Source organism: Amycolatopsis sp. NPDC058986 (assembly GCF_042741125.1).
Lineage (GTDB): Bacteria > Actinomycetota > Actinomycetes > Mycobacteriales > Pseudonocardiaceae > Amycolatopsis.
Map to the genome: position 1 here is coordinate 98,107 of NZ_JBHYJW010000008.1, position 26,162 is coordinate 124,268.

Annotated in this window: 16 protein-coding genes; 9 read left to right on the plus strand and 7 right to left on the minus strand. The window is 71.5% G+C overall.

All coding sequences use genetic code 11. The features are described from left to right. The first annotated feature begins 286 nt into the window (after positions 1–286). From ACFW0G_RS10270 to ACFW0G_RS10290, 5 genes are all read left to right on the plus strand, one after another. Entirely contained in the window at positions 287–3,388 is a 3,102-nt protein-coding gene (locus ACFW0G_RS10270; RefSeq protein WP_378324627.1) for a BTAD domain-containing putative transcriptional regulator, read from the plus strand. After that, a complete protein-coding gene (locus ACFW0G_RS10275) occupies positions 3,378–6,464 on the plus strand; it encodes a BTAD domain-containing putative transcriptional regulator (protein ID WP_378324629.1) in 3,087 nt (1,028 codons plus the stop codon). The genes ACFW0G_RS10270 and ACFW0G_RS10275 overlap by 11 nt, the downstream gene beginning before the upstream one ends. 228 nt (positions 6,465–6,692) lie before the next feature. Then, complete coding sequence (locus ACFW0G_RS10280) at positions 6,693–7,031, plus strand: DUF2563 family protein (protein WP_378324631.1); 339 nt, start codon at positions 6,693–6,695, stop codon at positions 7,029–7,031. A 42-nt stretch (positions 7,032–7,073) separates the two neighbouring features. After that, positions 7,074–8,921 carry an alpha/beta hydrolase gene (locus tag ACFW0G_RS10285; protein ID WP_378324632.1) on the plus strand — a complete coding sequence of 616 codons (1,848 nt, stop codon included), beginning with the start codon at positions 7,074–7,076 and terminating at the stop codon, positions 8,919–8,921. Positions 8,922–8,974: 53 nt separating this feature from the next. After that, entirely contained in the window at positions 8,975–10,681 is a 1,707-nt protein-coding gene (locus tag ACFW0G_RS10290) for an alpha/beta hydrolase (RefSeq protein ID WP_378324634.1), read from the plus strand. Between the two features lie 5 nt (positions 10,682–10,686). On the opposite strand, the gene eccCa is transcribed toward ACFW0G_RS10290, so the two are convergent. Further along, a complete protein-coding gene (gene eccCa / locus ACFW0G_RS10295) occupies positions 10,687–14,643 on the minus strand; it encodes a type VII secretion protein EccCa (protein ID WP_378324636.1) in 3,957 nt (1,318 codons plus the stop codon). 134 nt (positions 14,644–14,777) lie between these two features. Between eccCa and eccD the strand changes: the two genes are divergently transcribed. After that, positions 14,778–16,175 carry a type VII secretion integral membrane protein EccD gene (gene eccD, locus ACFW0G_RS10300; RefSeq protein ID WP_378324637.1) on the plus strand — a complete coding sequence of 466 codons (1,398 nt, stop codon included), beginning with the start codon at positions 14,778–14,780 and terminating at the stop codon, positions 16,173–16,175. Further along, on the plus strand, positions 16,172–17,404 hold the full coding sequence (locus ACFW0G_RS10305; RefSeq protein ID WP_378324639.1) for a S8 family serine peptidase: 1,233 nt from the start codon (positions 16,172–16,174) through the stop codon (positions 17,402–17,404). The genes eccD and ACFW0G_RS10305 overlap by 4 nt, the downstream gene beginning before the upstream one ends. A 4-nt stretch (positions 17,405–17,408) precedes the next feature. Here ACFW0G_RS10305 and eccB read toward each other — a convergent pair whose 3' ends face one another. Continuing rightward, entirely contained in the window at positions 17,409–18,791 is a 1,383-nt protein-coding gene (gene eccB / locus ACFW0G_RS10310) for a type VII secretion protein EccB (RefSeq protein WP_378324640.1), read from the minus strand. Between the two features lie 114 nt (positions 18,792–18,905). Between eccB and ACFW0G_RS10315 the strand changes: the two genes are divergently transcribed. Both ACFW0G_RS10315 and ACFW0G_RS10320 read left to right on the plus strand, forming a co-directional pair. Then, the gene (locus ACFW0G_RS10315; RefSeq protein ID WP_378324641.1) at positions 18,906–20,039 is read left to right on the plus strand and encodes a type VII secretion protein EccE; all 1,134 of its coding nucleotides are present in this window, start codon (positions 18,906–18,908) and stop codon (positions 20,037–20,039) included. Further along, complete coding sequence (locus tag ACFW0G_RS10320) at positions 20,036–20,674, plus strand: hypothetical protein (RefSeq protein WP_378324642.1); 639 nt, start codon at positions 20,036–20,038, stop codon at positions 20,672–20,674. The genes ACFW0G_RS10315 and ACFW0G_RS10320 overlap by 4 nt, the downstream gene beginning before the upstream one ends. Before the next feature lie 53 nt (positions 20,675–20,727). Here ACFW0G_RS10320 and ACFW0G_RS10325 read toward each other — a convergent pair whose 3' ends face one another. The 5 genes from ACFW0G_RS10325 to ACFW0G_RS10345 form a co-directional block, all read right to left on the minus strand. After that, positions 20,728–22,167: a PQQ-binding-like beta-propeller repeat protein gene (locus tag ACFW0G_RS10325; RefSeq protein WP_378324643.1), complete on the minus strand. Its 1,440-nt coding sequence runs from the start codon at positions 22,165–22,167 to the stop codon at positions 20,728–20,730. Continuing rightward, positions 22,164–23,882 carry a hypothetical protein gene (locus ACFW0G_RS10330; RefSeq protein WP_378324645.1) on the minus strand — a complete coding sequence of 573 codons (1,719 nt, stop codon included), beginning with the start codon at positions 23,880–23,882 and terminating at the stop codon, positions 22,164–22,166. The genes ACFW0G_RS10325 and ACFW0G_RS10330 overlap by 4 nt, the downstream gene beginning before the upstream one ends. A 731-nt stretch (positions 23,883–24,613) precedes the next feature. Further along, positions 24,614–25,483 (minus strand): IS5 family transposase, encoded by an 870-nt coding sequence (locus tag ACFW0G_RS10335; protein WP_378324646.1) that lies wholly within the window; start codon positions 25,481–25,483, stop codon positions 24,614–24,616. Between the two features lie 334 nt (positions 25,484–25,817). Then, on the minus strand, positions 25,818–25,961 hold the full coding sequence (locus ACFW0G_RS10340) for a colicin E3/pyocin S6 family cytotoxin (protein ID WP_378324648.1): 144 nt from the start codon (positions 25,959–25,961) through the stop codon (positions 25,818–25,820). Next, positions 25,900–26,151 (minus strand): colicin E3/pyocin S6 family cytotoxin, encoded by a 252-nt coding sequence (locus ACFW0G_RS10345; protein ID WP_378324753.1) that lies wholly within the window; start codon positions 26,149–26,151, stop codon positions 25,900–25,902. Before ACFW0G_RS10345 ends, ACFW0G_RS10340 begins: the two co-directional genes overlap by 62 nt. Positions 26,152–26,162 lie beyond the last annotated feature (11 nt).

Consider the following 26,162-nt stretch of genomic DNA (forward strand, 5'->3'; position numbering starts at 1 on the left):
GCCCCGCTCCGGGGCGGTCGAGAGGTTCGACGCCGGTCCGTTCCGGGCGGTTCTGCGCAACTCCTTACGGAGCGCTTACCGGCGGTCCGGACCCGACGGAACGCCGGGAACGTTCACCCACACTCGGCGTGGGCAGGCTTCCGCCGTCGATGTGCCGAGGGTGCGGTGTTCGACTTGTCGGGAACCTTGAAGGAACCTTGAGCCTGCCGGGCGCATGATGGAAGCTGAATGGCCTAACCAGCGTTCTGGACACGGCATGGGGGCCGAGGGGTCGGGGGAGGAAACCGTGGATTTCCGGTTGTTGGGGCCCGTCGAACTACGCGACGGTGATGTGCGGCTCGATCTCGGGCCGGCGAAGCAACGCTGTGTGCTGGCCGTGCTGCTGATGCGAGCGGGCCGGGAGGTGGCGACCGATGTGCTGGTCGGGCGGGTCTGGGGCACCGATCCGCCCGGCGAAGTGCGGAACGCGCTGTACAGCTATGTCACCCGGCTCCGCGGGCTCCTGCGGGACTGCGCGGTCGAGCTGAGCAGGACGCGCTGCGGCTACACTCTGCACGTTCCACCCGATCGTGTGGACCTGCATCGGTTTGCGGCGGCCGTCGGCCGCGCACGGGATCTTCCACCGCCTGAGGCCGCGCGAGAACTGGAGACCGCCGTCGCAGAATGGCGCGGTGAGCCGTTGCACGGCCTGCCGGGAGACTGGGCCGAGTCGGTCCGCGCCGAGCTGCACAGCCGCCATGTCGCGGTGCTGGGCGACTGGGCGTCCGCGAACCTCGGCCTCGGCCGCTCCGGTGTGGTCGTCGACCGGCTCGGCGCCGCACTCGAGGACTACCCGCACGCGGAGTCCCTGATCGCCCTGCTCATGCGAGCACTGCACGCCGAGGGCCGGACCGCGGAGGCACTCGAGTACTTCGAGGCCAAACGCCTCCGGCTCCGCGCAGAGCTGGACGTCTCGCCGGGTGCCCCGCTGAGCGCGGTCCATCGTGAGCTGCTGCGCGGCGCGGAGCGGCCGTCGCCCGTCGCCCGGACCAAGAAGCCGCCGTCGCCCTCCCCATTGCCCGCCGCGCCGAGCGGCTTCGCCGGACGGGACGCCGAGTTCGCCCGTCTCGACGCGCTCGCCGAAGAAGGAGGGACCGCACTGTTGCTGTCAGGCACCGGCGGGGCGGGAAAGACGGCGCTCGCCGTGGCATGGGCACACCGGATCGCCGCGCGGTTCCCGGACGGGCAGCTGTACGTGAATCTCCGCGGCCACGCGTACGGCGAGCCGCTGCCGGCGATCACCGTGCTGACCACGTTCCTGCACGCGCTCGGCGTCGTCCCGGACGACGTCCCGCTGGACGAGGACAGCGCGTCCGCGCTCTACCGTTCGTTGCTCGCCACCCGCAGGACGCTCGTCGTGCTCGACAACGCCGCCGACACCGACCAGCTGCGCTCCCTGCTGCCCAGTGGCCCCGGCAATCTCGCGGTGGTCACCAGCCGCCATCGGCTCGGCGATCTCGTCGCCGAGATCGGCGCGCACCGAATCGTCGTGGGACCGCTGACCGATGACGACGCGGTCGCCCTGCTCGCCCGCGTGCTCGGCGACGCCAGGGTCGCAGCCGAGCCCGCCGCCGCGGCGACGCTCGCCAAGCGATGCGGCAACTTCCCGCTGGCACTCCGGATCGTCGCGGCGCATCTGCTGGAGCATCCCGGCCTCGGGCTCACACCGTACGCGGAGGAGCTGCGGGCGGGAAATCCGTTGGCGGTACTGGAACGCGAGGATCCGGACACCACGATCCGGGCCACGTTCGCCTCCTCCTACCGACGTCTTCCCCCGGCGGCGAAGCGGGTTTTCCGCTTGCTGGGCCTGCATCCCGGTCCGGACTTCACCGTGGAGGCGGCCTGCGCGCTCGCGGATCTCTCCCCCGGCGAGGCGAAACGCGCGATGCGCGCGCTCGCGTCCGCGAGCCTCGTCGAGCAGCGCACGGCGACACGGTACGCCTTCCACGACCTGCTCCGGTATTACGCCGAGGAGTGCCTCCGCGCCGAGGAGTCCTATGTAGACAGAAGGATGGCGGCGGCCCGCCTCGCCGATCACTACGTCCGGACCGCCGACGCCGCCGTACGGCTCGCCGCGCCCGTCTCGCCGCGGCTCCCGCTGCCGGCCGGACCGGCGCCCCGGACGTTCACCGGCCCCGCGGACGCGGAACGCTGGCTGGACACCGAACTCGTCACGCTCGTGGCCTTCGCCGAGACCGCCGACTGGGAAGGGCGACCCGCCACGACGTGGCTACTGTCCGACCTGCTACGCGGCTTTCTCCATCGCCGAGCCCACTACCTGGCATGGCGGACGGTCACCCGGGCCGGGGTGTCCGCCGCGCGGCGGCACGGGGGCCATCGGGCGCAGGCGGTCGCGTACCTGTCGCAGGGAGCACTGCTGCGCGTCGGCGGCAACACTCCCGAGGCCCTGCTCAGCCTGACCAACGCGCTGACGGCCGCGAAACAGGCCACGTGGCCGATCGCCGAGGCCGCGATCCTGGTCCAGCTCGGCGCCGTGTATCACAAGCTCCGTCAGCCCCAGGACAGCGTCGACTGCCTCGAGCACGCGGTAAAGCTCGCGCGGCGGTCCCACGACGCCGCCATCGAATGCGAGGCGCGCAACCAGCTCGGTGACGTCTGCCGGGAGCTCGGCGCGCTGGGCGACGCCGAACGCCATCTCACCCCTTGTCTCGCGTTGTGCCGCGAGCTCGGCGACGCATTCCAGGAGTCCCAGGTGCTCACCACGCTCGCGCTGGTGGTCCTCGAACTCGGCCACGCGGACAAGGCCGTCGAACACGCGTCGCACGGCCTCGCCCTCGCTCGCCGGATCGGGAATCCCGTGCACGAGGCGGGTTGCCGGATCAACCTGGCGTCGGCCCACCTCGCGGCCGGGCGTGCCGCGGACGCCACCGAAGAGGCCGGACGGGCGCTCGCGATCGCCGTCGAAACCAAGACCCACCGCATGATCGCGGCGGCGACGAGCGTCCTCGCGACGATCGCCGGATGGGCGGGACAGCGGGACCGGGCCGCGAGGCTGCACGCCCGCGCCGTGGCGGCCGGGCGCACCGCGGGCGATCCCCGCACGCTCGCCGAAGCCGCGACCCGCCTCGCCGAGCACACCCGCGAAGCGGACGATCTCGCCCAGGCGCTCAAAATCAACCGCGCCAACGGATTCCGCGGCCTGGAGGCGCGCACGCTGCTCGCCATGACCGGCGCGGCCATCACCGCGGGTGATGTCCCTGCGGCGGACCAGTGCTTCGGCAAGGCCGAACAGTTGCTCCGGGAAACCGGTTACGTGATGGCCCGCTCCCCCGCCCCGGCACTGCGGACCGAACTGGCGCGCGAGGGTGGCCGGATCCTTGCCCACTGACGTCGAATTCCGCCTGCTCGGCCCGGTGACGGCCAAGGTCGGTGAGGTCCAGCTCGACCTCGGCCCGGCGAAACAGCGTTGTGTGCTCGCGGTCCTGCTCATCTCGGCCGAGCCGCAGATCTCCGCGAGCACACTCATCGACCGCGTCTGGGGTGACATGCCACCCGACGAGGCTCGCAACACCCTGTACAGCTACCTGGCACGGCTGCGGAAGGCACTGCAGCGCAGCGGTGTCAAGATCCGGCGGCACGCGGGCGGCTACCAGATCGACCTCGGGGAGGCCGAGGTCGACGTCCGGCGGGCGGCCGCGCTGCTCGGCAAGGCGGAGCGACTGCCCGCGCCGCGCCGAACCGAGGCCCTGCGGCAGGCACTCGATCTGTGGCGGGGCGAGCCACTCGACGGTCTCGCCGGGGACTGGGTCGAGCGGACGCGGAACCATCTGCGTCGCCAGCGGCTCAGCCTGCTCACCGAATGGGCGACGCTGCGGCGGGCCGAGGACGGCGCGGAGGAGGTCATCGCGCGGCTCCGCCCGCTGATCCCGGCATACCCGCTCGCCGAGGCACTGACCGCGCAACTCGTGCTGGCGCTCACCGAAACCGGCCAGAGCACCGAAGCGGCCGAGTGCTACCAGGCCGTCGTGCGCCGGCTCGCCGACGAACTCGGCACCGGGCCCGGGCCCGCGCTGCTGGAGGCGTACCGGAAGGCGCTGGAACCGACCGCGGCGCCACGACCGACCATGCCGGTACCGGCGCAGCTTCCCGCGGCGCCCGCCGGGTTCGTCGGCCGGGCACCGGAACTGGCCCGGCTCGACGCGTTGCTCCCGGACGCCGGGGAGCAGGCGCCCGGCATCCTCCTGGTCACCGGCACGCCGGGGGTCGGCAAGACCGCGCTGGCGCTCACGTGGAGCCACCGGGTCGCCACGCGGTTCCCGGACGGACAGCTGTATGTCAACCTGCGGGGGTATGCGAAGACCCCGCCGCTGCGGTCGATCGACGTGTTGTGGGCGTTCCTGCGGGCGCTGGGCGTGCTACCCGAGCAGATCCCGGTCGACGAGCACGACGCCGCGGCGCTCTACCGCTCGCTGCTCGCCGAGCGGCGTGTGCTGGTACTGCTGGACAACGCGGGCAGCGCCGAGCAGGTCCGCCCGCTGCTGCCGGGACGGCCGGGAAGCGCGGTGATCGTCACCAGCCGCGACCGGCTTTCCGGGCTGCTCGTCGACGAGGGTGCGCGACGGCTGCGGCTGGACAGCCTGCCGCGTGACGAAGCGCTCGCGGTACTCGCTCGCGGGATCGGCCCCGGCCGGAGCGCGGATTCCGCCGCGGCCGGCGAGTTGGTCCGGCTCTGCGGTGGCCTCCCGCTCGCGCTGCGGATCGCGGTGGCGAACCTCTTGGACGATCCCGCGTGCGACATCGGGGACTTCGTCGGCGAACTCCGTACCGAGACGCCGTTGGCCGCGCTGGAAACCGGAGACGCCGAAGCCACCGTGCGGAGCGCGTTCGAGTTGTCCTACCAGCGCCTCGACCCGGAGCAGCGCCGGTTGTTCCGGCTGTTGTCCCTGCACCCGGGGCCGGACGCCACCCTGGAGATCGCGGCGGCCGCGGCGGGCCTCACCTCGGCGGCCGCGCGCCGCCCGCTCGACCGGCTGGTGAGCGCCCACATGCTCCAGCCGGGCGCGCACGGCCGGGTCACCTTCCACGACCTGATGCGCCAGTTCGGGCAGGAACGCGCGCTGGCCGAGGATTCCGCCGACGAGCGCGCCGCCGCTGCCGACCGGGTCGCCGAGTTCTTCCTGCGCACCACCGCGCGGGCGGTCACGATCGGCGCGCCGGTGCTCGCCCGCCTGCCGTTGCCACCGCCTCGCGCGGCAGTGACGCCGCTGGACTTCGCCGACGACGCCGCCGCCATCGCCTGGCTGGACACCGAGCGCGTCGCCCTGCTGGGGCTGGCCGAGGCCGCACCGAAGCTCGGCCGTGACGAGCTGACCTGGCTGCTGTGCGACCTTCTGCGCGGCTATCTGCAGACACGGCGGAACGACGCGGAATGGCAACGGTTGACCGAGCACGCCTTCCATACCGCCGACGCCGCCGGCGACGACCGCGCGGCGACGTCGGCACTGATCTCCCAGGGCTATCTGTACCGGGTCCGGCTGCGGGACGAGGAGGCCGTCCGGACGTTCACCCGCGCCGCGGAACACGCCGACCGGACGGGATGGGCGGCCGCGAAGGCCCTGGTCCTCACCCAGCTCGGCTGGGTCCTGCCCAAGGTGAACCGGGCCGATGAGGCCGTCGCCGCGCTGCACGAGGCGATCGAGCTGGCGGCGTCCATCGGGGAACCGGCGATCGAGGGCAACGCGCACGGAAACCTCGGCGCGCTCTACGAACGGCAGGGCCTGCTCAACGCCGCGCTTCCTCATCTGCGGGCCGAACTCCGGCAGATCCGCACCGAACCGGCGAAGTACCGCGAGGCGAACGCGCTGACCGATATCGGCAGCGCGCTGACCCAGCTCGGCGATGTCGAAGAAGCCGTCGGCCACCACGAGCAGGCCATCGGGCTGACGATCGAACTGGGAAACCGGTCGCTGAAGGCGAACGTCCTGGCCAACCTGACCAGCACACTGCTGGCCGCGGGACGTCTTCCCGAAGCCGCGCGTGCCGCCGAACAGGCACGGGCCCTCGCGGAGCTGCTGAGCTTCCGCGACGTCGAAGCCGAGGCATACAGCGCACTGGCTGTAGTCGCCGCGCACGACGGTGATGCCCCACGGGCGGCCGCGCTGTTCCGCCAGGCTCACGACGCGGCCGACTCGGCCAGGGATCCCCGGAGCCGGGTGCTGACGCTGGTCCGGTACGCCGAGCACACCCACGACACAGCGGATGCCGAGCGGGCCCTTTCCCTGGCCAGGACGCACCGGCTGGGTGTGTTCGAAGCACGGGCGCTGCTGGCCGCGGCCGTCGCGGGGCTGGCGCTGGGTGACGCCGGCTCGGCCCGCCGGTTCGCCGAGCTGTCCGCCGCCCAGTGTGAGCGGTGCGGGTACCGGCCGGGGCTGACGCGGGCAGCGGCGTTCCTCGCCGAACTCTGAGCCGGCCTGGCTGCCCGCCTGCTGCCCGGCGCGTTCAAGATTTCTTCAAGGATCGCGCCCAGTCCGCCCGCGCAGGCTGGCTCCGCCCCGGATGCGGTGACCCCTGCCCGCATCCCCGGCACCGGCAGGTAAGACCTCCGTAAGCACTCGCGCCGAACCGGCGAGCCGCTACCCGGCGTCGAACCCGCCGACAGCCCGACTCGGGGCAGGGAGCGAAGGGAGACCACGATGGCCAACGGCGGATTCCAGTACGACAGCGACGAGCTGCACACCGGCGGGAGGCAGAACACCGCGGCGAGCGAGGCCGCCGACGGCGTCGCGCGGACCCTGAGTTCCGGGCAGATCTCCGGGAGCATCTTCGGCGACGTCGGCTCGGCCGGGTCGATCGCCGGTGCGCTGACCCACGCCCAGACGTCCGGCGTCCACGGCGCGCGGACCGCCGCCGAGGACCGCACGCACCTCGCGTCCCGCGCCCACTCGACCGCGCAGCAGGGCGAGCAGCTCACCGCGGACACGACCAGCGTCAGCAACGAGTCGACCGTCCGCCAGGTCACCGACGGCATGTGAGCCGATCACTTCCCGGCGTCGGAGCACCAGAGGAGATACAGCATGCCGTTGTCCAATGAGGACCTTGCCGCGCGCGCGGGCATCGACCCGTGGAAGCTGCGCGACCAGCTCGCCGTCGGCGATCCGATCGAGATCACCAACCTGGCCGCCCATTTCGCGAAGGCGGGCGGTAATGCCAAGCTGGCTGGTGAACTCGGTCAGCAGGCTTCCCGGCTCACCGCCTCCGGGTACAAAGTGGACAGTACGCCGGTGCATGACGAGGCCGGGTTCGTCGCGAGCACGAAGACCAAACTGGGCGCGGGCAACCTGACGAAGATCGCCACGATGCTGGACGGGATCGCCGACGACCTGACCAGCGCGACGAACTACGCGAAGGCGAATGTCACCACGCTGGAAGGTAATCTGCAGAAGATCCAGCAGCAATACGATGCGGTCGCGTCGACTGCGTACAAGAACCCCGGGACGACAAACCCCGACGCGCAGGCGAAAGCGCTGCTGGCGCAGGCCGTCGCGCTCGTCAAAACGAGCGGACAGGCCATCGACAAGGTCCACCAGGCCTATGACAAACAGCTCGCCGCGCACAACAAAGCGTTGTCCGCCCTGGGATTCGTCGCACCAGGCGGACTCGACGAGGGCAGCGGCGCACCGGTGACACTGCCTCCCAAGGGCGCCGACCCGAAGACGGTCGCGGCGTGGTGGAAAGGCCTGACCCCGGAACAACGGCAGTACGCGATCAGCTACAACTACCGCGAGATCGGTAATCTCAACGGCGTTCCCGCGACCGACCGTGACAAGGCCAACCGGGTCGCGCTCTCGGTGGACCAGCACAGCGACAACCCCGACGTCCGGCGCAACGCCCAGGCGGTCGTCGCGGCCTTGCGCGAGGGGGCGGGCCATCGGGATCCGGTCACCGGCCAGCCCGTCGTGACGCAGCTGTACCTGTACGAACCGTCGAAGTTCGGCGGCAAGGGCCGGATCGCCATCTCCGTCGGCGACCTGGACACCGCCGCGAACACGTCCGTGTACGTTCCCGGGATCAGCAACAACGCCACCACCCTTCCGAGCACCAACGGCGAACCCGGCGGAGTCACCAACGCCGGAAACATCTATCGCGAGGCCAGGAACGCGACACCCGGCAAGTCCGCCGCCGTGCTGGCATGGTTCGGCTACGACATCCCGCCGGCGGCACCCGACCCCACGGTGGTCAGTGAAGGACCGGCGACCGAAGGCGGCGGCTATCTGGCGAACGACCTCGCCGGGCTGCGAGCCATCCGAGGCGGCAACCAACCACACCTGACCGTGGTCGGGCACAGCTACGGCAGCACCGTGGTCGGACACGCGGGCTCGGATCACCACGCCTACACGGCGAAGGACGACGTGGTCCTGGTCGGCAGCATCGGCGCCGGCGCGGGAACAACGAACGCCGCGCAGATACACCCGGACGCGCCGGACCGCGTATACGTGGGTACGGCCTCCCACGACAAGATCGCACAGATCGGCGGGCTTCGGGCGACCGGCGCCAATACCCACGGGGCGAACCCGACGGATTTGTCATTCGGCGCACACCGATTCCGCGCGGAGACGACGGAACCGCTGCCATGGGACGCGCACGGTCACTACTTCACGGATCAGAACCGCGAGGCCTTGTACAACGTGTCCGCGATCGTGGCCGGCGATTATCAGGATGTCCAGTCGGCACCGCACAGCCTGCCCGATCCTCCGGTTCCCGGCAGACCTCCGACGGACACCGGGAACGTGGACCCCGAGACGTTGCGTCCGCCCGGCCGGCCGTCGCATTACCACGACCGGACCGGCCGGGACGCCGACGATCCCGCCCAGGAATCCCCCGGCCTGCCCGGCCCGCACCGGGACGCCGTGCCCCGACGATGAAGCACCCGCAGGTGTCCCCCTGCGCACACGACGAATCTCCTTGAGAGGCGACCATGCCACTGTCCAATGAGGACTTAGCGGCCCGAGCCGGCGTGGACCCGTGGAAGCTGCGGGACCAGCTCGCCGCCGGCAATCCCGTCGAGATCAGCACGCTCGCCGCCGACTTCGCCAAGGCGGGCGGGGACGCCAAGCTGGCAGGCGAACTGAGCAGTCAGGCATCCCGGCTCACCGCCAGTGGCTACAAAGTGGACGGTACGCCCGTGCACGACGAAGCCGGATACGTGGCCGACACGAAGGCGAAACTGGGCGCGGCCAAGATGACGAAGATCGCGACCATGCTCGACGGAATAGCCGACGATCTCACCAACGCGACGAACTTCGCCAAGACCACTGTCAGCGACCTGGATGGCAAACTCCGGCCGATCCAGCAGCAGATCGACGCGATCGCGGCCAACGCGTACAAGAACCCCGGCACCTCGGACCCGGACACCGCCGCGAAGAGCCTGGAAGCCCAGGCCGTCGCGCTGGTCAAGGCGAGCGGTCAAGCCGTGGACAAGGTGTTCCAGGGCTACAACACCCTGCTCGCCGGCCACACCAAGGCGTTGTCCGAACTGGGATTCGTCGCGCCCGCCGGCCTGGACGAGGGCGGTAGGGCACCGGTGGCGCTGCCCCCCAAGGGCAGTGACCCCAAGACGGTGGCGGCTTGGTGGAAGGGCCTGACCCCGGAGCAACGCCAGTACGCGATCAACTACAACTACCGGGAACTCGGCAACCTCAACGGCGTCCCGGCGGCTGACCGGGACGCGGCCAACCGAGTGGCACTGAATCTGGACCTGCACAGCACGGACGCGCGGACCCGGCAGAACGCCGCGGACATCCTGACCGCCTTGCAAGCCGGGGCCGACCGGTACCACGGCAAGGTGCCCGTGCAGTTGTACGCTTACGAACCCAATGCCTTCCCGCACGACGGCGGCAAGTCCAACGCCAAGTACGCCATCGCCATCGGCGACGTGGACAAGGCGGGCAATATCGCCGTCACCGTGCCGGGCATCGACACCGACACGGCCTCCGCCGGTGCTCTGACCTGGAAGGCTGGTCAAACCTACGACGCTGCGAACAGCGCGGATCCGAACCATCCGACCGCTTCCCTCGCCTGGTTCGGGTACGACCCGCCGAACAAACAACGCGACCTCGCTACCGGACTCGACGACCTGTACAGCGAGGACAAGGCCCGCACGGGGGCGGCCAACCTCGCCAACGACATAGCCGGCCTCCGGGCCACGCATGTGGCGCTCACCGGGCAACAGCCGCACATCACCGCGGTCGGGCACAGCTACGGCAGTGTTGTGGTCAGTCGCGCGGCTCACGACCACAACCTCCAGGCCGACGACATCGTGTTGCTCGGCAGCATCGGCGCCGGGAAGGGCATCAACTCCGTCAACGACTACCCGCCGAAGTTCCACGGCCACGTCTACGCGGGTGCGGAGGCCGATGACAGCGTCCGGTACCTGGGTGGTGCGGGCGTGGGGACGCACGGCGGCAACCCGACCACCCATGCCTTCGGCGCGAAGGTGTTCGAGGCGAACACGGCCAAGTACGGCGAGGACGCGCACGGTTCCTACTGGGATCCCGATTCGGCGTCCGTCAAGAACATCGGCTCCATCGCGACCGGTAAGGGAATAGCCGTGCCGGAGCGCGACCCGAACGAGTTCGAGACCCCGCCTTCCACGGATCCGGGTACGTTCGTACCGAGTTCGTGAGGCCGTCAGACCTTGGGCTGATCGTGGACCGAGTCCAGGCGGGCGAGTTGGACGGGTACGGTGCCGAGGCGCCGGTGGACGAGGGTGCCTCGGCCCGCGCGCTGCGGGCGGGGCCGGATACCGAACAGGATCCCTTCGTCCGCCGGGGCGCTCAGCAGGATCGTGGGGAAGCCGAGTTCCCGCAACCTGCCGAGCAGAGGGTCGAGCACGGCCCGGCCGGCGCCGCCGGCCGCGCGGGCGACGTACAGGTGCAGGCCGACACTGCGGGCCTGAGGCAGGAACTCCAGGAGCGGCAGCAACGGGTTACCCACCGAGGTGGCCACGAGGTCGTAGTCGTCGACGACGACGTGCACGTCCGGGCCCGTCCACCAGGTACGCGCCCGGAGCTGCTCGGGCGTCACTTCCGGGCCTGGCAGGCGTTTCTTGAAGCCTTCCACGAGACCAGCCACGACATCGGTGGCCTGCTGGTGGTTGCCGGCATACGCCAGGACGGTCTCGCCCTCGAACTCGCCCAGCAGCGTCAACCGGTAGTCCAGCAGGACCACCTTGTCCTGGCGGGGTTCGGCGCGGTCGATGACCTGGCGGGCGATCGCGCGCAGGGTGGATGTCTTACCCGACTCGGAGTCGCCGATCAGCAGCAGGCCAGGGTCTGCCCGGCGATCCAGGATCACGGGCTCGAGCCGGCGTCCCTCGATCCCGATCGCCAGTCCGTCCACACGGGACAGTGACACGTACTCGAGCATCGGTGGCAGCAAGCGCACGGGAGGGGCGGGGTCGCCGGTCCAGTGTCCGGACACCTTCGCGACGAGATCCGCGACGCCGGTCGCGAGGTCGTCGGCGCCGCGGACGCCGTCCACACGGGGAACGGCGCCGAGGAAGTGCAGCCGGTCGCGGGTGACGCCGCGGCCCGGCCGGTCCCTGGGCACGGTCTCCTGGACCCTGCGGTCCATTTCGGAATCCAAGGCGTCGCCCAGCTTGAGTTCGACCTTGGTACCGATCAGGTCCCGCAGCCCGAGCCGGAGGTCGAGCCAGCGGTTCCCGGTGACGACCAGGTGCACGCCGTAGGTCAGCGCCTGCCCCAGCAGGCCGAGGATCTGCTCCTCCATGGCCTCGAAGTCCTGGCGCAGCACGGCCCAGCCGTCGACGACGAGGAACACGTCGCCGAACCGGTCGTCCGGCGCTCCTCCGGACGCGCGCAGCCGCCGGTAGCTCGCCATCCCGTCGACGCCGAGTTCACGGAACCGGGCTTCGCGTTCTTCGACGACCGCGGCGACCTCGGCGACGATGCGGTGCACGATCTCGCCGTCCTGACGCCCGGCCACCCCGCCGACATGCGGCAGCCCGGACAAGGCGAACAGCGTGCCGGAGAAGTCGAGCGCGTAGAGCTGTACCTCGGCGGGAGTATGCCGCAACGCGAGCCCGGCCAGCAGTGTGCGCAGTATGGTCGACTTGCCGGACTGCGGCCCGCCGACGATGGCGACGTGCCCGCCCGCGCCGGACAGATCGAGCGTGTACGGATCGCGGCGCTGATGATACGGCCGGTCCACGACACCGATGGGGACGACGAGCGCGGGGCTGTCCGGCGACGCCCCGAACCCCCGCCCTGCCCGGACATCCATCGCGGGCATCAGCTCGCCGAGGGTGTCCGAGGTGCCGAGCGGGGGCAGCCAGACCTGGTGTGCCGGAACGCCTTTGCCGACCATCTGGTCGACCAGAACGGACAGCACGGTGACCTGCGTGACCTCGTCCTCGGCGCCCGCGTCCCGTTCGGCGTCCCGCAACACCGCCGCCAGCCGCGGCGGCACCGGCAGTTCCGCTGCCGGGAACGGCCGCACCTCGGTGGCTCCGGGCAACGCGGTTCCTTCCGCGACAGCGCCGCCGTTGTAGGCACCGGACACGTAGCTCGCACGGAACCGGGTGAGCGTGCTGGCCTCGGTGGCCAGGTAGCCGTGGCCCGGCGCGCTCGGCAGCTCGACGGCGTCGGGGACGCCGATCGCGGTCCGGCTTTCCTGCGCGGAGAAGGTCCGCAGGCCGATGCGATAGGACAGATGCGCCTCCAGGCCACGTAACCTGCCCTCGTCGAGCCGTTGCGACGCCAGCAGCAGGTGCAGCCCGAGCGATCGTCCCAGCCGTCCTATTTGGACGAACAGCTCGGCGAAGTCCGGTTTCTGGCTCAGCAGCTCGGAGAACTCGTCGACCACGATGAACAGGCTCGGCAACGACGGCAACGGTGTCCCGCGAAGACGCAGCCGCTCGTAGTCCCGAATGGACACCAGGTTCCCGGAATCGCGCAGGATCTCCTGCCGCCGGTTCATCTCCCCGGACAGCGCCTCCCGCATTCTGTCCACAAGGGACAGATCGTTCTCGAGGTTGGTGATGGTGGCCGCGACATGCGGCAGGTGGCCCAGCCTCGCGAAGGTCGCGCCGCCCTTGAAGTCGACGAGGACCAGGTTCAGCTGGTCCGGCGGATGGGTGGCGGCCATCGCGAGCACCAGCGTCCGCAGCAGTTCGGACTTGCCGGAGCCGGTGGCCCCGACCAGCAGCCCGTGCGGGCCCGTACCGTCCTGCGCGGACTCCTTGATGTCGAGGTCCAGCACGGTGCCGTCCGCGGAGATCCCGATCGGGACGCGCAACCGGTCGCGCAGGGCTTTGGGCCGCCAGCAGGCGTCCAGATCCACCATGCCCGCGTCGGGCAGGCCCAGCAGCTCGGGCAGGGTCCGGCTCGCCGAGGCCAGGTCGTCGGCGGCCACGTCGGCCGCGTCGAGCCGGTACGGCGCCAGCTGCCGGGCCAGCGCGTCGGCGACCTCGACGGCGAGCGCGTCGGCGCGCCCGAGCGACTCGGCACCGGCACCGGACCGCACGGCGAGCGCGGCGTCGGCGGCGACCGAGAACTCGACACCGTTCGCCCGCACCAGGCGTTCCGCGGCACCCGTCAGGTCGAGCACGGTCACGGCCTGCAAACCGTCGGGCGCCAGCACGAGTTCCTCGCCGGTGACCACACCGCCGTCCAGGATCACCAGCAGGTGGGCGACGTCGGGATCCGGCTCCGACTGCCTGCTGAACCGCGAGCGGCGCGCGAGGTCGGCACCCAGCAGGTCCTCCAGCGCCCGGAGCGACCGGTGGATCTGGCGCGCCGGCCCGGCGTGGTCGGACAACTCGGGGTGACGCGCGTGCGGCAGCCATTTCGCCCAGCTCCACGGCCCCGCGTCCGGATCGTCGGTGCAGATCACCACACGCAGGTCGGTCGGGGCGTGGAAGGTGGCGACCTGCGCCACGAGCGCGCGGGCCGTGGCACGGGCGGCCGCGGTGTCGCCGGTGAGCGCGATCCCGGCGAATCGCCGCAGCGACAGCTGCACCGGCAGATCGGGGAGCACGGTGTGGGTCGCGACGAACCGCTTCAGCGCCAGCGCGGCAAGGGGGTCGAGTTCCTCCACCGGCCCGGTCTCGGCGGGTACCAAGGGCGTGGCCAGGTAGCGGGGGCCGAGGCCGATCCGCAGAACGCCGAAATCGGCGTCGCCCGCGCGGCGTTCCCACAGCCGCGGACTGTCCACAAGGGACCAGAGCACCGTGGGATCGGGCGCGCCCCAGCCGATGCCCGCCCGCTGCGCCTCGGCCGTCTTGCGCACCTGCGTCCTGATCGTCGCCAGGTACCGGAGGTAGTCACGGCGCCGCGTCGCGGCGTCGCCCTTCTGGGTGGTCCGGCTGCGCAGCAGGGACCCCACGACGACCGCGAGCGAGGAGAACAGGAACAGCGAACCGGCCACGTACGTCACAGGGTTCGGCGGGCCCGCGAACAGGTACGCCACCGAACCGAGCCCGGACAACGCGGGCAGCGCGGTCAGCCAGATCCCGCCGCTCTCGGCCTTCGGCAGCTCCGGCGGTGGTTGCAGGGCGAGTTCCCCGTCCGGGACGGCGGGCGCGGCCTGCCGCGGCGGTCGATGGAACAGGGTTTCGGTGGTCACGGGCGCTCCAGCGGAGGGTGTTCCGTCGGCTTCAAGGTTTCTTCAAGGTCGCGCCGTCAAGGTCGGCGGCGACCCGCGCCCGGGAAAAACGTTGTGTGTGACCTGGTCTACCAGATGCGGGGAGGAAGGGAAAGATGCCCCACGGCCAGCAGGGCGCTGTCCGGCCCGGCGGGACGAGCGACGGCTTCTGCCGGCTGACGGTGGCCGGTCCGGCCACCCGCGCCGACATTTCCGTGCCCGCCACCGTCCCGCTCGCACAGCTGCTGCCGATGCTGCTCCAGCATGTGCTGCCCGACCGCCCGCCGGACGGCGGCGCGGCACACGGCGGGTGGGTGCTGGCGCGCGGTGACGGAACCCGGCTGGACCCCGCGCGCGGGCTGGCCGCCAACGGTGTCCGCGAAGGCGAACTGCTCTTCCTGCGCCCAGCCGACGAACGAGGCGCCGCGCCGCTGTATGACGACGTCGTCGAGGTGATCGGCGCCGGAGCGGTGACGTCCACATGGGACACTCGCGCTGCCAGGGTGGCCTGCGGGGTCATCGGCGTCCTCACCGGGCTGGGAGCGGCGGCCCTGCTCCTCTCGACCGGTGGGAGGACCGCCGGGTTCCTCGGAGTGACGCTGGCCGCGCTGCTGCTCCTCGGCGGAGGCGCGCTGGCACGGGCCGCGGGCGACCTCGCCGCCGGGACCGTGACCGCCGCGCTCGCCGCGCCGGTGGGGGCCGCCGGTTCCAGCGTGCTGCTCACCGCCTCGCACACGGGCGCGCACGTGCTGCTCGCGAGCGCCGTCGTCCTGGTGGTGGCGGCGCTGGGTGCGGTGGTCGTCGGTGGCGGAGACGGGACGTTCGCGGCGCTCGCCGTCGTCGGCCTTTCGGGACTGCTCGGTGCGCTCGTCGCGCTGCCCGCCAGCGGTACGCCGGAACGCGCCGCCGCGGTCGTGGCTCCCCTGGCGCTCGCCCTCACCACGGCGATGCCGACGCTGGCGCTGCGGCTGGCACGGCTCCCCCGGCCGAGCCTGCCCAGGAACGCCCAGGACGTCGCGCAGGTGACCGGACAGTCCTCTTGGGACGAGACCAGCAGGCGGATCGACCAGGCCCGCCGGCTGCTCACCGGCCTCGTCGCCGGGATCAACGCGGTGGTCGCGGCGGGCATCGTGCTGCTGGCGCTGGGCGGGACCTGGCCGATGGTGCTCGCCGGGGTGCTGCTCGCGCTTGTCGCGTTGCGAGCGCGGCTGTTCGCCGAGCGCGCGCAGCGGCTGGCATCGATGGCCGCGACCGCCGCCGCGCTGGTCGCGCTCCTCGCGGCAGTGATCGCCCGGTTCGCCGGCGATCAGGACGTGATGCTCGGCATCGTGCTGCCGACGGTGGTGCTACTGGGGGTCTTCGTCGGGCTGGCCGCGATCGTGCAGGGGCGGTCCGTGACCGGCCCGCGGGGTGCGCGCTGGCTCGACATCGCCGAATCGGTCCTGCTGCTCGCTGTCGTCCCGCTCGTCCTCGCCGTGTGGGACATCTACGCGGCCCTCATGGACATCGGATGATCACGCGGGCCGGTGTCGTCGCGCTGGTGCTGGCACTGACACCGGTTTCTCCCGCGATGGCCCAGCAGGGCGGGGAGTGCCGTCCGCCCGCGCCGAGGGGCCAGCCGCTGCCCACCGCGGCCGGTCCGGACCCGGTGATCGCGCGGCTCGGCTTCGACCGTGCCCACGAACTCGCGACCGGTGCCGGGGTGCTGGCCGGGGTGGTCGATTCCGGAGTGGACTGGAGTCATCCGAAGCTCGGCGGCGCCGTGCCCGCGCCGGGCACGCAAATCGGCGATCAGGGCCCGCCGGGGCCGGGTCGTGCGCTCGACTGCGCCGGCCACGGCACCGCGGTGGCCGGGCTGCTCGCCGCTCGGCCCGGTGACGATCCGCGGGTGGCGGGGATCGCGCCCGGCGCGTCGATCTATCCGGTGCGGTTCGCCACGCCGATCGAGAATCTGCCGCGCGGGCAGCTCGCCGCCGGGATCCGTGACGCGGCCGATCACCGGGTCCGGGTGCTGAACCTGTCGTTCGCGCTGGCCGTCGACGATCCGGCCGTCCGTGACGCGATCGCCTACGCACAGGCGCGGGACGTCGTGGTGGTCGCCGCCGCGGGCAACGAGGCGCAGAGCCAGCCCGGCCAGACCTGGTATCCGGCGGCCTATCCCGGGGTGCTGGCGGTCGCGGCGGTGAACGCGCAAGGTCTTCCGCTCGCGCAGTCCAACTCCGGGCCGTGGGTCGGGATCGCCGCGCCCGGCGAGAATCTGACGACCACCGCACCGGGTGGCGGTTATCTGGCCGTCACCGGCACCAGCTTCGCGACGCCGCTGGTCACCGGGGCCGCGGCGCTGATTCGCCAGCGGTACCCGGAGCTGCCCGCCCCGCAGGTGATCGACCGGCTGAAGTCCGCGGCGGTGCGGGTGTCCGGCCGTCCCGACGAGCGCAGCGGCGCCGGGGTCCTCGACCCCTACGCCGCGCTGACCGTGCCGGACGCGGCGCTCCCGTCATCGTCACTCCGCCCCGGCGGGCTTGTCAGGATGGCCCCGATGCCGGCGGGCACGGACGACAGCCGCGCGACGCGGATCGCCCTCGCGTGGTCCGGAATCCTGGCCTCGCTGGCGATGCTCGCCGCGATCGGTGCCCTCGCCGTCCGGCGCGCGGCGAAGCGCGGCTGGGCAGCCGGACCGCTCCCCCGGACCGCACGCGAGGAGCGGGGTACCCCCGGGCCGCCGGACACCGAGCTGGTGTGACATGTCAGGAACCGGGGAATTCCCGCTGCGCGGCTTCCGGGTCGAGGACCGGCCCGGAGGGCAGCAGGTTCACGAACGGCGCGGGCACGTTCTTCACCGCCGCCGGGTCGTACCGGAGCCGGTGGACGGCGTCCGCGCCGGGCAGTGCGTACCGTTGCCCGGCGTCGGTGACCAGCGTGTAGGCGCCATCCTGCCCGGCACTGGACGCGGCCTTCACCAGCGCCCCGCGGCCCGGCGGGATCCGGACCGAGCGGAGAACTCCCGGTGTGTCTCCGCCGGTCACCGCGACCGGTGCGACGTCGACGCCGGGGACCGCGGCCGGGACGGAAACGTCGAGCTGCCACGGAGCCTTTCCCGGCGCGGCGCCCGGGCCCGTGCTGAAGCAGACCGGTCTTCCGGGCGTCACCTCGACCGGCTTCGGCTTTCGCTCGGGCCAGCCGGAAGCGCCGGGCGCCGTGACGTTCGACACCGGTGCCGCGCTGGTAACGGCCGGGCCGACGTCCACCGAGCGCGCCCCGGAACTCGCGAGCAGCAGGAAGACGAACGGCGTGATGGCGCGCAGCCCGTCCGGTTCGACGACGTAGTACTGGTCACCGAGCCCGGCGGACGAGCTGTGCACGAGGTCCCCGACCACGCCGGGGACACCGGGAATCGGCCTGCTCGGCGACGTGCCTTTGGCGGCCACCTGCGGCATGTCGATCCTCGGGCCCTCCGGCACCGTCGCGAGCACCTCGGGCGGCAACGACACCGGGCTCGCGAGCTGAAGTCCCAGCCTGGCCTGGGTGGTCGTGTCGAGCGCGAACCGGCGGCCCTGCATGAGCAGCCACTGTCTCCCGTCCGGGTGACGCACCACGAGCGCGTCGTCCGGCCCAAGCCGTCCCTCGGCGGGCGCGGGGCCGATCACCAGATCGGTACGCGAGCCGGGCGCGGCCGAGGAAGTGGTGCAGGCCGTCCACGGCTCGGCACTGAGCTTTCCCTGCTGTGGCAAGGCATCCGGGGCGTTCGGGATACCGACCGGCAGCCCGCGCGGTCTGCTGCCGAGCGCGTCCGGCCGTACCTCGGTGACCTGACCGCCGCCGACCAGCAGCGCCGAGGTGAGGTTGAGCGCGGGGTGGAGCACGCCGTTGACCGCGACGTAACGTCCACCGTCCCCTTTCACCAGCACGGCTCCGGAATCCGGTACGGCGGGGCCGCTGCCCGCGCCGAGCAATCCGGCCACGCCGAAGCCGGTGGCGGCGAGCACGGCCACCACGAGGCTGCCCGCGGTCGTCCGGTTGAGACGGCGACGAGGATCGGCGCCCGCGCGATCGCTTCCGGTGAGCAGGCTCGTCGCCTGCCTGCGTCCCTCGTAGGCGTAGGCCTCGACGTGATCCTTGGTGCTCGCCATCGCTCACCTTCGTCGGAAAGGGGTGAATGCCGACGAGCCTAACCTTTTTCCCGCCGGGAATCAGCGAAATCGGCGGCCGAACCGAATATTTTCCCGCACTGAAAGGAATACGCGATGACAGCGTCGTTCCGTACCCGATCGCGTCCCGCACTCTGGTTGCACCGCGGAAAAGTGATCGCCCTGGAAACCGGAGCAGCCCTGCTCGTGGCGAGCACGGCGTCGGTCTTCGCCAAGGCTTATCCGGCCGCGGTTCTTCTCGGCCTCATCGCCGTTCTCGTCATCGCCGCCGCCTTCACGCGATTACAGGGAAGACCGCTCGCGGACTACGTTCTCCGGCGAACACCCCCGGCGCCCACTCGCTCGTCCACTTCCGGACTCCCCGGCCTCGTCGCGCTCTCCCACTCACTTCCGGAGCTGCGGATCGCGGAAGCTGAGATCCACAGTGGACAGACAGTTGGCCTGCTCGAAGACGGTCAGGGATTCTGCGCGGTACTGGAAATCAACACCGGCGGCGCGATCCATCTCGATCTCGGTCTCATCGCCGCGCAGCTCGCCGCCGATCCCGCCGAGCCCAGCGGTGTGCAACTGATCGTCGAGCAGTTCCGCGCACCGTCCCCGGGCGAGCGCTTCGAGCCGGCAGGCTCCTACCTCGGACTGTCCACTCCGGACGATCCGCTCGCACGGCGGGTGCTGCTCGCCGTCCGGCACGAGCCGCTCTGGGCACCGGCCGCGGTGACCGCCCGCGGCGGCGGAGCGTCCGGCGCGGGGAAGGCCGTCGCGGCGGCGACGGCACGCCTGCGGCGGCATCTCGACCGGACCGGTGTCCACGCCACGATGTTGGCGCCCCGCGCGCTGTACTCCGTGCTCGCCCAGCTTGCCGACTCGGGGCGCAGTGGGAGCGCGAGGGACCACGCCTGGATCACCGAGAACGCCGCCCACTGCTCGCTGTTCGCCGAGCTGCGGTCCACTTCGGACCTCGCGCGCCTTGTCGCCGCGGCGGCGGCCACTCCCGCCGACCGGTCGGTGGTCTCCGTGGCCGTGGAGCTGTCCGGGCGGATGGCCACCACCCGCGCGGCCGTCCGGGTCGTGTCGGCCGACCACCGCCGCGCCGCCGCGGCACGCGGCGCGCTGGTCGCCACCGGTCTCGTGACGACCTTGCCGGGCCACCAGGCAGACGGGCTCCGCGCGACACTCCCCCTCGGTGGTGGACGGCGTGAGCTCATCGACGCGTTGGGAGTGAGCCGATGAGAGAAGCCGAGTCGATGCGGGAAACGTTGTGGCGCGGTGCCGGCGGTGTCGACCTCGCCCTCACACTGGCTCCGGCCGGGATCGTCCTCGGCCAGGGTCCCGGTGGGAGCGTGGAAAGACTGACCTGTGCCGGCCCGCAGCCGTCGATAATCGGCGTTGTCGACGCACCGGATCTGGTGCGGGTGCTGGCTTTTCGCCTGCTCGGCGCCGGCTGTTCGGTCTCGGTCCGCACACCGGCCCCGGCTCGCTGGAAGCCGGTGCTCGCGCGCTCGGCCGGACGGCTGAGCATCGTCGGCGGACAGCAGCCGTGGCCGTCCGTGCCGCCCACTCCGCTGGCGCCGCAAGCACTTCTGGCCGAAACCGACCAGAGCCCCGACGCCTACACCGGTGCCGCGTGGACGTGCGTGCTCCACGACGTTGCCCGCATTCCGGTCCGTTCACCGTTCTGGAGCGCGGCCACCGCCGTCCTCGTCGGGGCGCCGGGACACGGGAAGGCGCTGGGCCTGCTCGGCCGGTTCCCCGGCGCCGAGGTGGCCGACCGGCTGCCGCCCGGCCACCTCGCCCGCTGTACGCCGGAGGGGACCCGCCTGCTGCGCCTCGCCACCACACCCGCCGAGCACCACCTTTCCGGCTGAGCCGACGCCGAAATCCCGGCCGCACTGCCCGATCGGCCATGCGGGTCACCTCCTCAGGCGAGGGTGACGGCGACCTGCTCCCGCGTCGCAGCGTGCCGACCGGTGACGACGAGCCCGGCGGGAGTGGCGGCCAGCTGCGTGGTCAGCCATTGCCCGGTCGCCGCGCGCACCACCGGCCGCACCGGGGCGATCCGCCCGTCGCCCTCGACCGGCACGAGCACTAGCTGGCTGTAGAGCGGGATCCCGCTCCGGTCCGCGGCGAGTCGCACGGCGGCGAGCGCGAGACGGCCTTCCCGCAGGCTGAGCAGCACCGGCCGCACGACACCGCCGACGACGTCCGCGTTCGCGCGCCAGGTGTCCCGTTGGACGTGGGTCCAGGACGTGGCACCGGTGTCCGGGTTCAGGCCGGCGAGTACCGTCACCTTGTCCTGGAAACGCGCCGTGTCGGTGTTCTCCACGAGCACCGGGGTGCCCCGCGCCCAGCCGACATCCCACTGGTAGCGCGGCCGGTTCGGCGAACCGGCGACCGGCGGTGCCGGGTCGAGCACGAGGTTCTCCCGGGTCCACAGTGGACTTCCGGTCTGGAGGTCGATCGCCACGACCGTGTGCGCCGCACCCAGCACCCCCTGCGGTCGCACGTCGACGAGAACCCGGTCCGGACGTGTGTCGCCCACCGGCCACGTCCGGCTCAGGCCGGACACCGGAGCCCGCCAGAGCCACCTCGTGGCTCCCGTGCCCCGGTCGAGAGCCCACAGCCACGAACGTCCGGCGATCTCGTCGTGGTTGACAGGGCCGACGCAGTTCTCCTCCACCAGCACCGTCCCTCGCGGGCCGGCGAGCACACGCGGGACGGCCTGCTCCTGGCAGCCGTCGAAGGCACGCTCCCAGCGAGACTCACCCGTGACGCTGAACGCCGTGATCCGGCCCGGCCGATGTGTCACCGTCACCACCAGGTCGCCGACGATCGCGTAAGCCGATCTGCCGGGGAGGTCTGCGAGCAGCCGCCCGGACACCGCGTCGAACACCCAGGTCGCGGCGCCCTGCCGGGCGGGCTCGTTGACGTTGGTCCGCGGACCGACGTTGACCGCCACCGTCCGGCCGCCCTCCGACACGACGCCGAGGTCCACGTCCCCGGGCGCACCGCCACCGTCGGGCGGCTGCGGAGAACGCGGCTCGCCGCGGCGGTAGTGCCAGCGTTCGGCACCGGTGGCCGGGTCGAGCATGCGGACACCTTGCTCGTCCGCCACGAGCAGACCACCCGCGGTGCCAAGTGCGCCACGGTCGGCCCGCGGGGCCGACTGCCACACGACGGTGCCGTCCAGTGCGAGCGACCGCTGCGCGGGTGGCGAGGTGCTCGCGACGGTCGCGTCGGCTGCTGGAACGGTGGCCGGGGCGGGGCCGCCACCCGAGCGGACCACGATCAGCACCACAGCCGCCACGGCGATCGACACGACGATGGCCGCGAGCAGGATTCCCCTGTGCCGCGCGCTCATGGCTGGTCCGCCTTGCGGTGCACGTGCGTGCCGGCGACGTCCTTCGTGACCAGCTGACCGTCGGCGGCGGCGAGTACGGCGAGCCACGGTCCGGCCGGCCCCCAGCCGCAGCAGGCGGCACCCGCGTCCAACGGGCGCTCGGTGAACGTGCGGAGATCGACGGCGACGACTCTGCGGTCCGGTTTCTCCGGCGGCCCGCCGATGGTGGCGATCCGGTACCACACCGCGCCGTCGACCACTGGCCCGTTCGGCTCGCCGAGCGGGCCGGAATCCTTCGTGCCGAGGGGATCACCGGGCAGGGCGGCCCCTTCACGGTTCACCGCGCCGTTGCGCAACTGGATCATGTCGACGACACGGCCGGGCAGCTGGACGACTACGAACGGCTCCGGAACGGTGAGCACGGCCCGAGCCGCGGCGTCGCCGACACTCCGGTGCCACACCTGGCGCCCTTTCGCGTCGATCGCGACCAGCTCACCGGCACCGCGCAGCAGGATGACGCCCTTCGCGGTGCCGAGGAGCACCGGCTCGGTGAGGGCGGTGGGCAGAGCGACCATCCGCCACCCGCCGCCCGTCCGGACCGTCAGCCGGGGCGTACCGCAGCCGGTCGGCCCGGACGCCAGTACGACGTCGTCGATCGCCTGATAGGCACACGGCCCGCGCCGGCCGCGGTCGAATTCGGTGAACGTCGCTGTGACCGGGTCGAATTCGGTCACGTACGCTTCCGGTTCCCGTTCCTCGCCCAGCGCGCCCAGCAACAACACCGGGCCCTGGCGGAGAACGACGTCCGAGGCCGGCGACCATCCCGAACGGGCCTGCCCCGGGCCCACCACGGACCAGCTCTCCGCCTGCCGTGGCATCGGAACCACGTTCAGTTCCCGCCCGGAGGCCAGGTCCAGTACCACGACCGCGTCCCGCAGGACCACGGTCACCCGCCCTGCCGCCCGGTCGACGACGGCCCGTGCCCCGCCGGACTGCTCCTGCCCGAGCGAATACCGCCACCGCGGCTGCGCCGTCCCACCGGGCCCGGTCGAGTAGGCGAGCACCGCGTCATAGCGGTCCGGACGCCCGATCAGCACCATCAGATCCGTGCCGGGAACCAACACGGCCGAGGACGTAACGGGCACCGACAGCTCGGCGGACGGCTTCAGCACACCCAGCGGCGCGTCCGCACCCGGGGTGCTCGCCCGTGGTGGCGGACCGTTCGCGACCGTGCTTTCCGCCTTGTCGATGTGGTAGCCGATCCCGTCGTCGGCGAGCACCGCACCGAGCGGGAGCAGCAGCGCCGGGGACACCAGCGCCAGCATCGCGACGACCGTATCCCGCAGCCCCGTTTGCGCGCGCGACGACGCCACGACCAGTGCGGCCGCCAGCACGAGCGCGCCGAACCCCGCGTACGCCAGCCCGGTGCCGAACGACCGCACCTGCACCAGCTGCGAGCCCGACGCGCGGACCTCGTCCGGAACCCACAGGACGATGCCCTGCGCGACGGCGGCGAGCCCCCACGCCACGGCGGCGACCACACTCGCCACCCGGTTCGGCAGAAGCCGCAGCAGCGCTACCACCATCGCCAGCATCCCGGCTCCGGCCAGCGCCAACGCCGTGATCGACGGCCACGTCCACCGTTGCGGAACCGCGAGCGCCACCACGGCCACACTGGCCACCACCATTCGCCCGGCCTCGACGCTTCCGGCGTACCGGCGCCAATGCTCGGTCATGAACCTGTCCCTCCACCCGGGAATTCGTGTCCGCGTTGGGACGACGACAGCCTCGAGGGCGCTCCGGACATCTCCTTACGAAAGCCTGACGCCCGCGCTGAACCTTCCGGCGGAACCTTGAAGAAACCTTGCGCGCAGCCCAGGCTCTCCTGTCCCGGCCCTTTACCAGGGCTGCGGCGACCGCTCGATCAGGTCCTCGGACTCGGACAACCTCGTAGACCAGCTCCGCGCGAGCCGCCCCGGCTTCGACCGGACGCTGGTTGTCGCTGTAGACAACGCGGAGTTGCCGAGTCCCATGTCCATTCGCCGCGTTGGCCCATGAAAAGTGAGATGTGCCCGCCATCGCAGGTGTGATCAGCGCAGGGCTACCCGCATACACCACGATTCCCTGCCAGTGCCCCAGCCGGGAAGGCAAGTTCCGCGGATTTCCATTCCGTCAGCAGCAATGGCTTGCGCCGTCGGCCGGGGCCCAACGCCCACGGGGATTACTGTCCGCCCCATGGTTCGGTGACTGCCGACCACCACTGCGCACTCGCGCGGCGTGCCTCCCGCGTGGGAATGTCCGGGGCGGGTACGGCGCATAGCAACGCGGTCTCGACCACGGTCTCACTCCCGGTGAGCTGCGCCAGGAGACACCAGATAGTTGTCGGCCGCCGTGGCCAGCAGCACCCGAATCGGCTCTTCCCATTCTGACCGGCCCACCAAGGGAGCCCGCCACGGAAAGGAAGCGGTCACGACGATCGCCCCGTTTCCGAGTATTCGGCGTCCCTGAGCGTGTCCCAGCCGTGCTGGGCCGGTCGTGGGGAGGCTGGACGACCAAGCTGCATCTGGCCACCGAGCAAGGCCAGAAACCATTGTCGTTGCTGGTGACCGCCGGTCAACGTGGTGACTCGCCGCAGTTCGAGACGGTACTGGCCAGGGTCCGGGTCGTGTCCTGGCGGACAAGGCCTGCAGTTCTCGCGCCAACCGGGCCTACCTGCGGCGGCGCGGGATCGCCTGCACGATTCCCCAGCCCTCTGACCAGGTCCGGCATCGTCGCAACCGCGGCCAGGCCGCAACGGAACCAGCAGCGGATTGTCTCCGGCTTGCCCGGGAGTGAGCAGAAACCGCATCGGCAGCCCTCGCCCGTCGACCACGAGGTGGATCTTGGTGCTCAGTCCGCCACGGGACCGCCCGAGTTCTTCCCCGTCGACGGCGAGGGCTTCGATGTCGCTGCTGCATCCCCTTTTCCGGGCCCCGGCGGAATGCTGATGCGCCCGGACCACGCTGGAGTCGATACTCGTGACCCATTCGACGTCACCGACGGCGTCGTCTTTGACGATGACGTGGTCAAGGATCTTGCCCCAGGTACCGTCCTTGGTCCACAACCGCAGCCGTTCATGCGCGGTCTTCCGCGGCCCATGGCGTTCAGGCAGATCACGCCACGGGGCGCCGGTCCGCAGCTTCCACACGATCGCGTTGATCACCTGCCGATGCTCACACCACCGCCTGCCGCCACCCTGCTGCGGCGGCAGCAACGGCTTGATCACCGCCCACGCCCGATCCGTCAACTCACCACGACCAACCACCGCACACAACAACCAGAAACCCAGCTCAATCACTTACAGGACACGCTCTAAACGCTCAGGAGCGGGCGACGGTCATGCTCAAACCGGCCAGACCACTCGCTCTGCTCCTATGGTGGTGACTGCCCGCCGCTCGACGGGCCTGGAGCTGGCTTCGTAGTACGCGCGTCGGCGAAACCGCCAACGAAGTATGTGAATCTGGCGTCGTCGAGCGGGCCAACGGTTTCTGCTGGCACATCGAAGTGGGCCAGAACGGCACGAACCTGCTCCGCCGTGTGATGGCTGACCCCCGGAGGAAGTTTTACGGACCATTCCAAGAGCTCGTCCGACTCGCGGTATGCCTCGATCTCCCAACCGACCGCTTGATCACTCATGGTTCGACGCTCCGGGTGGGGTCGGGGCCTTTCCCTGGGATCGGCTGTCCGGTGTTGGGATCAAGAACGCCTTGATGCTTACCACGCTTGTTGTAGCTTGTTGTACATCTCCCACTCGCCGTGTCGATAGTCCCACTCATAGATGTTTCCCTTGTCATCTTTCCACCTTTTGCGGAGTCCGCCACCTCCTTGAACTGGTGTCTTCCGCTTTGCCGCCGTCGCCCCCGTCGCCCCCCTGTCGTGGGGGGGGGGCGGCGCGGGGGGCCCCCCCACCGGCGGGGGTGCGAACCGGGGCCGGAAGCCGGCGGGCCCCCCCACCCCCCCCCCCACACCCCCGGGCA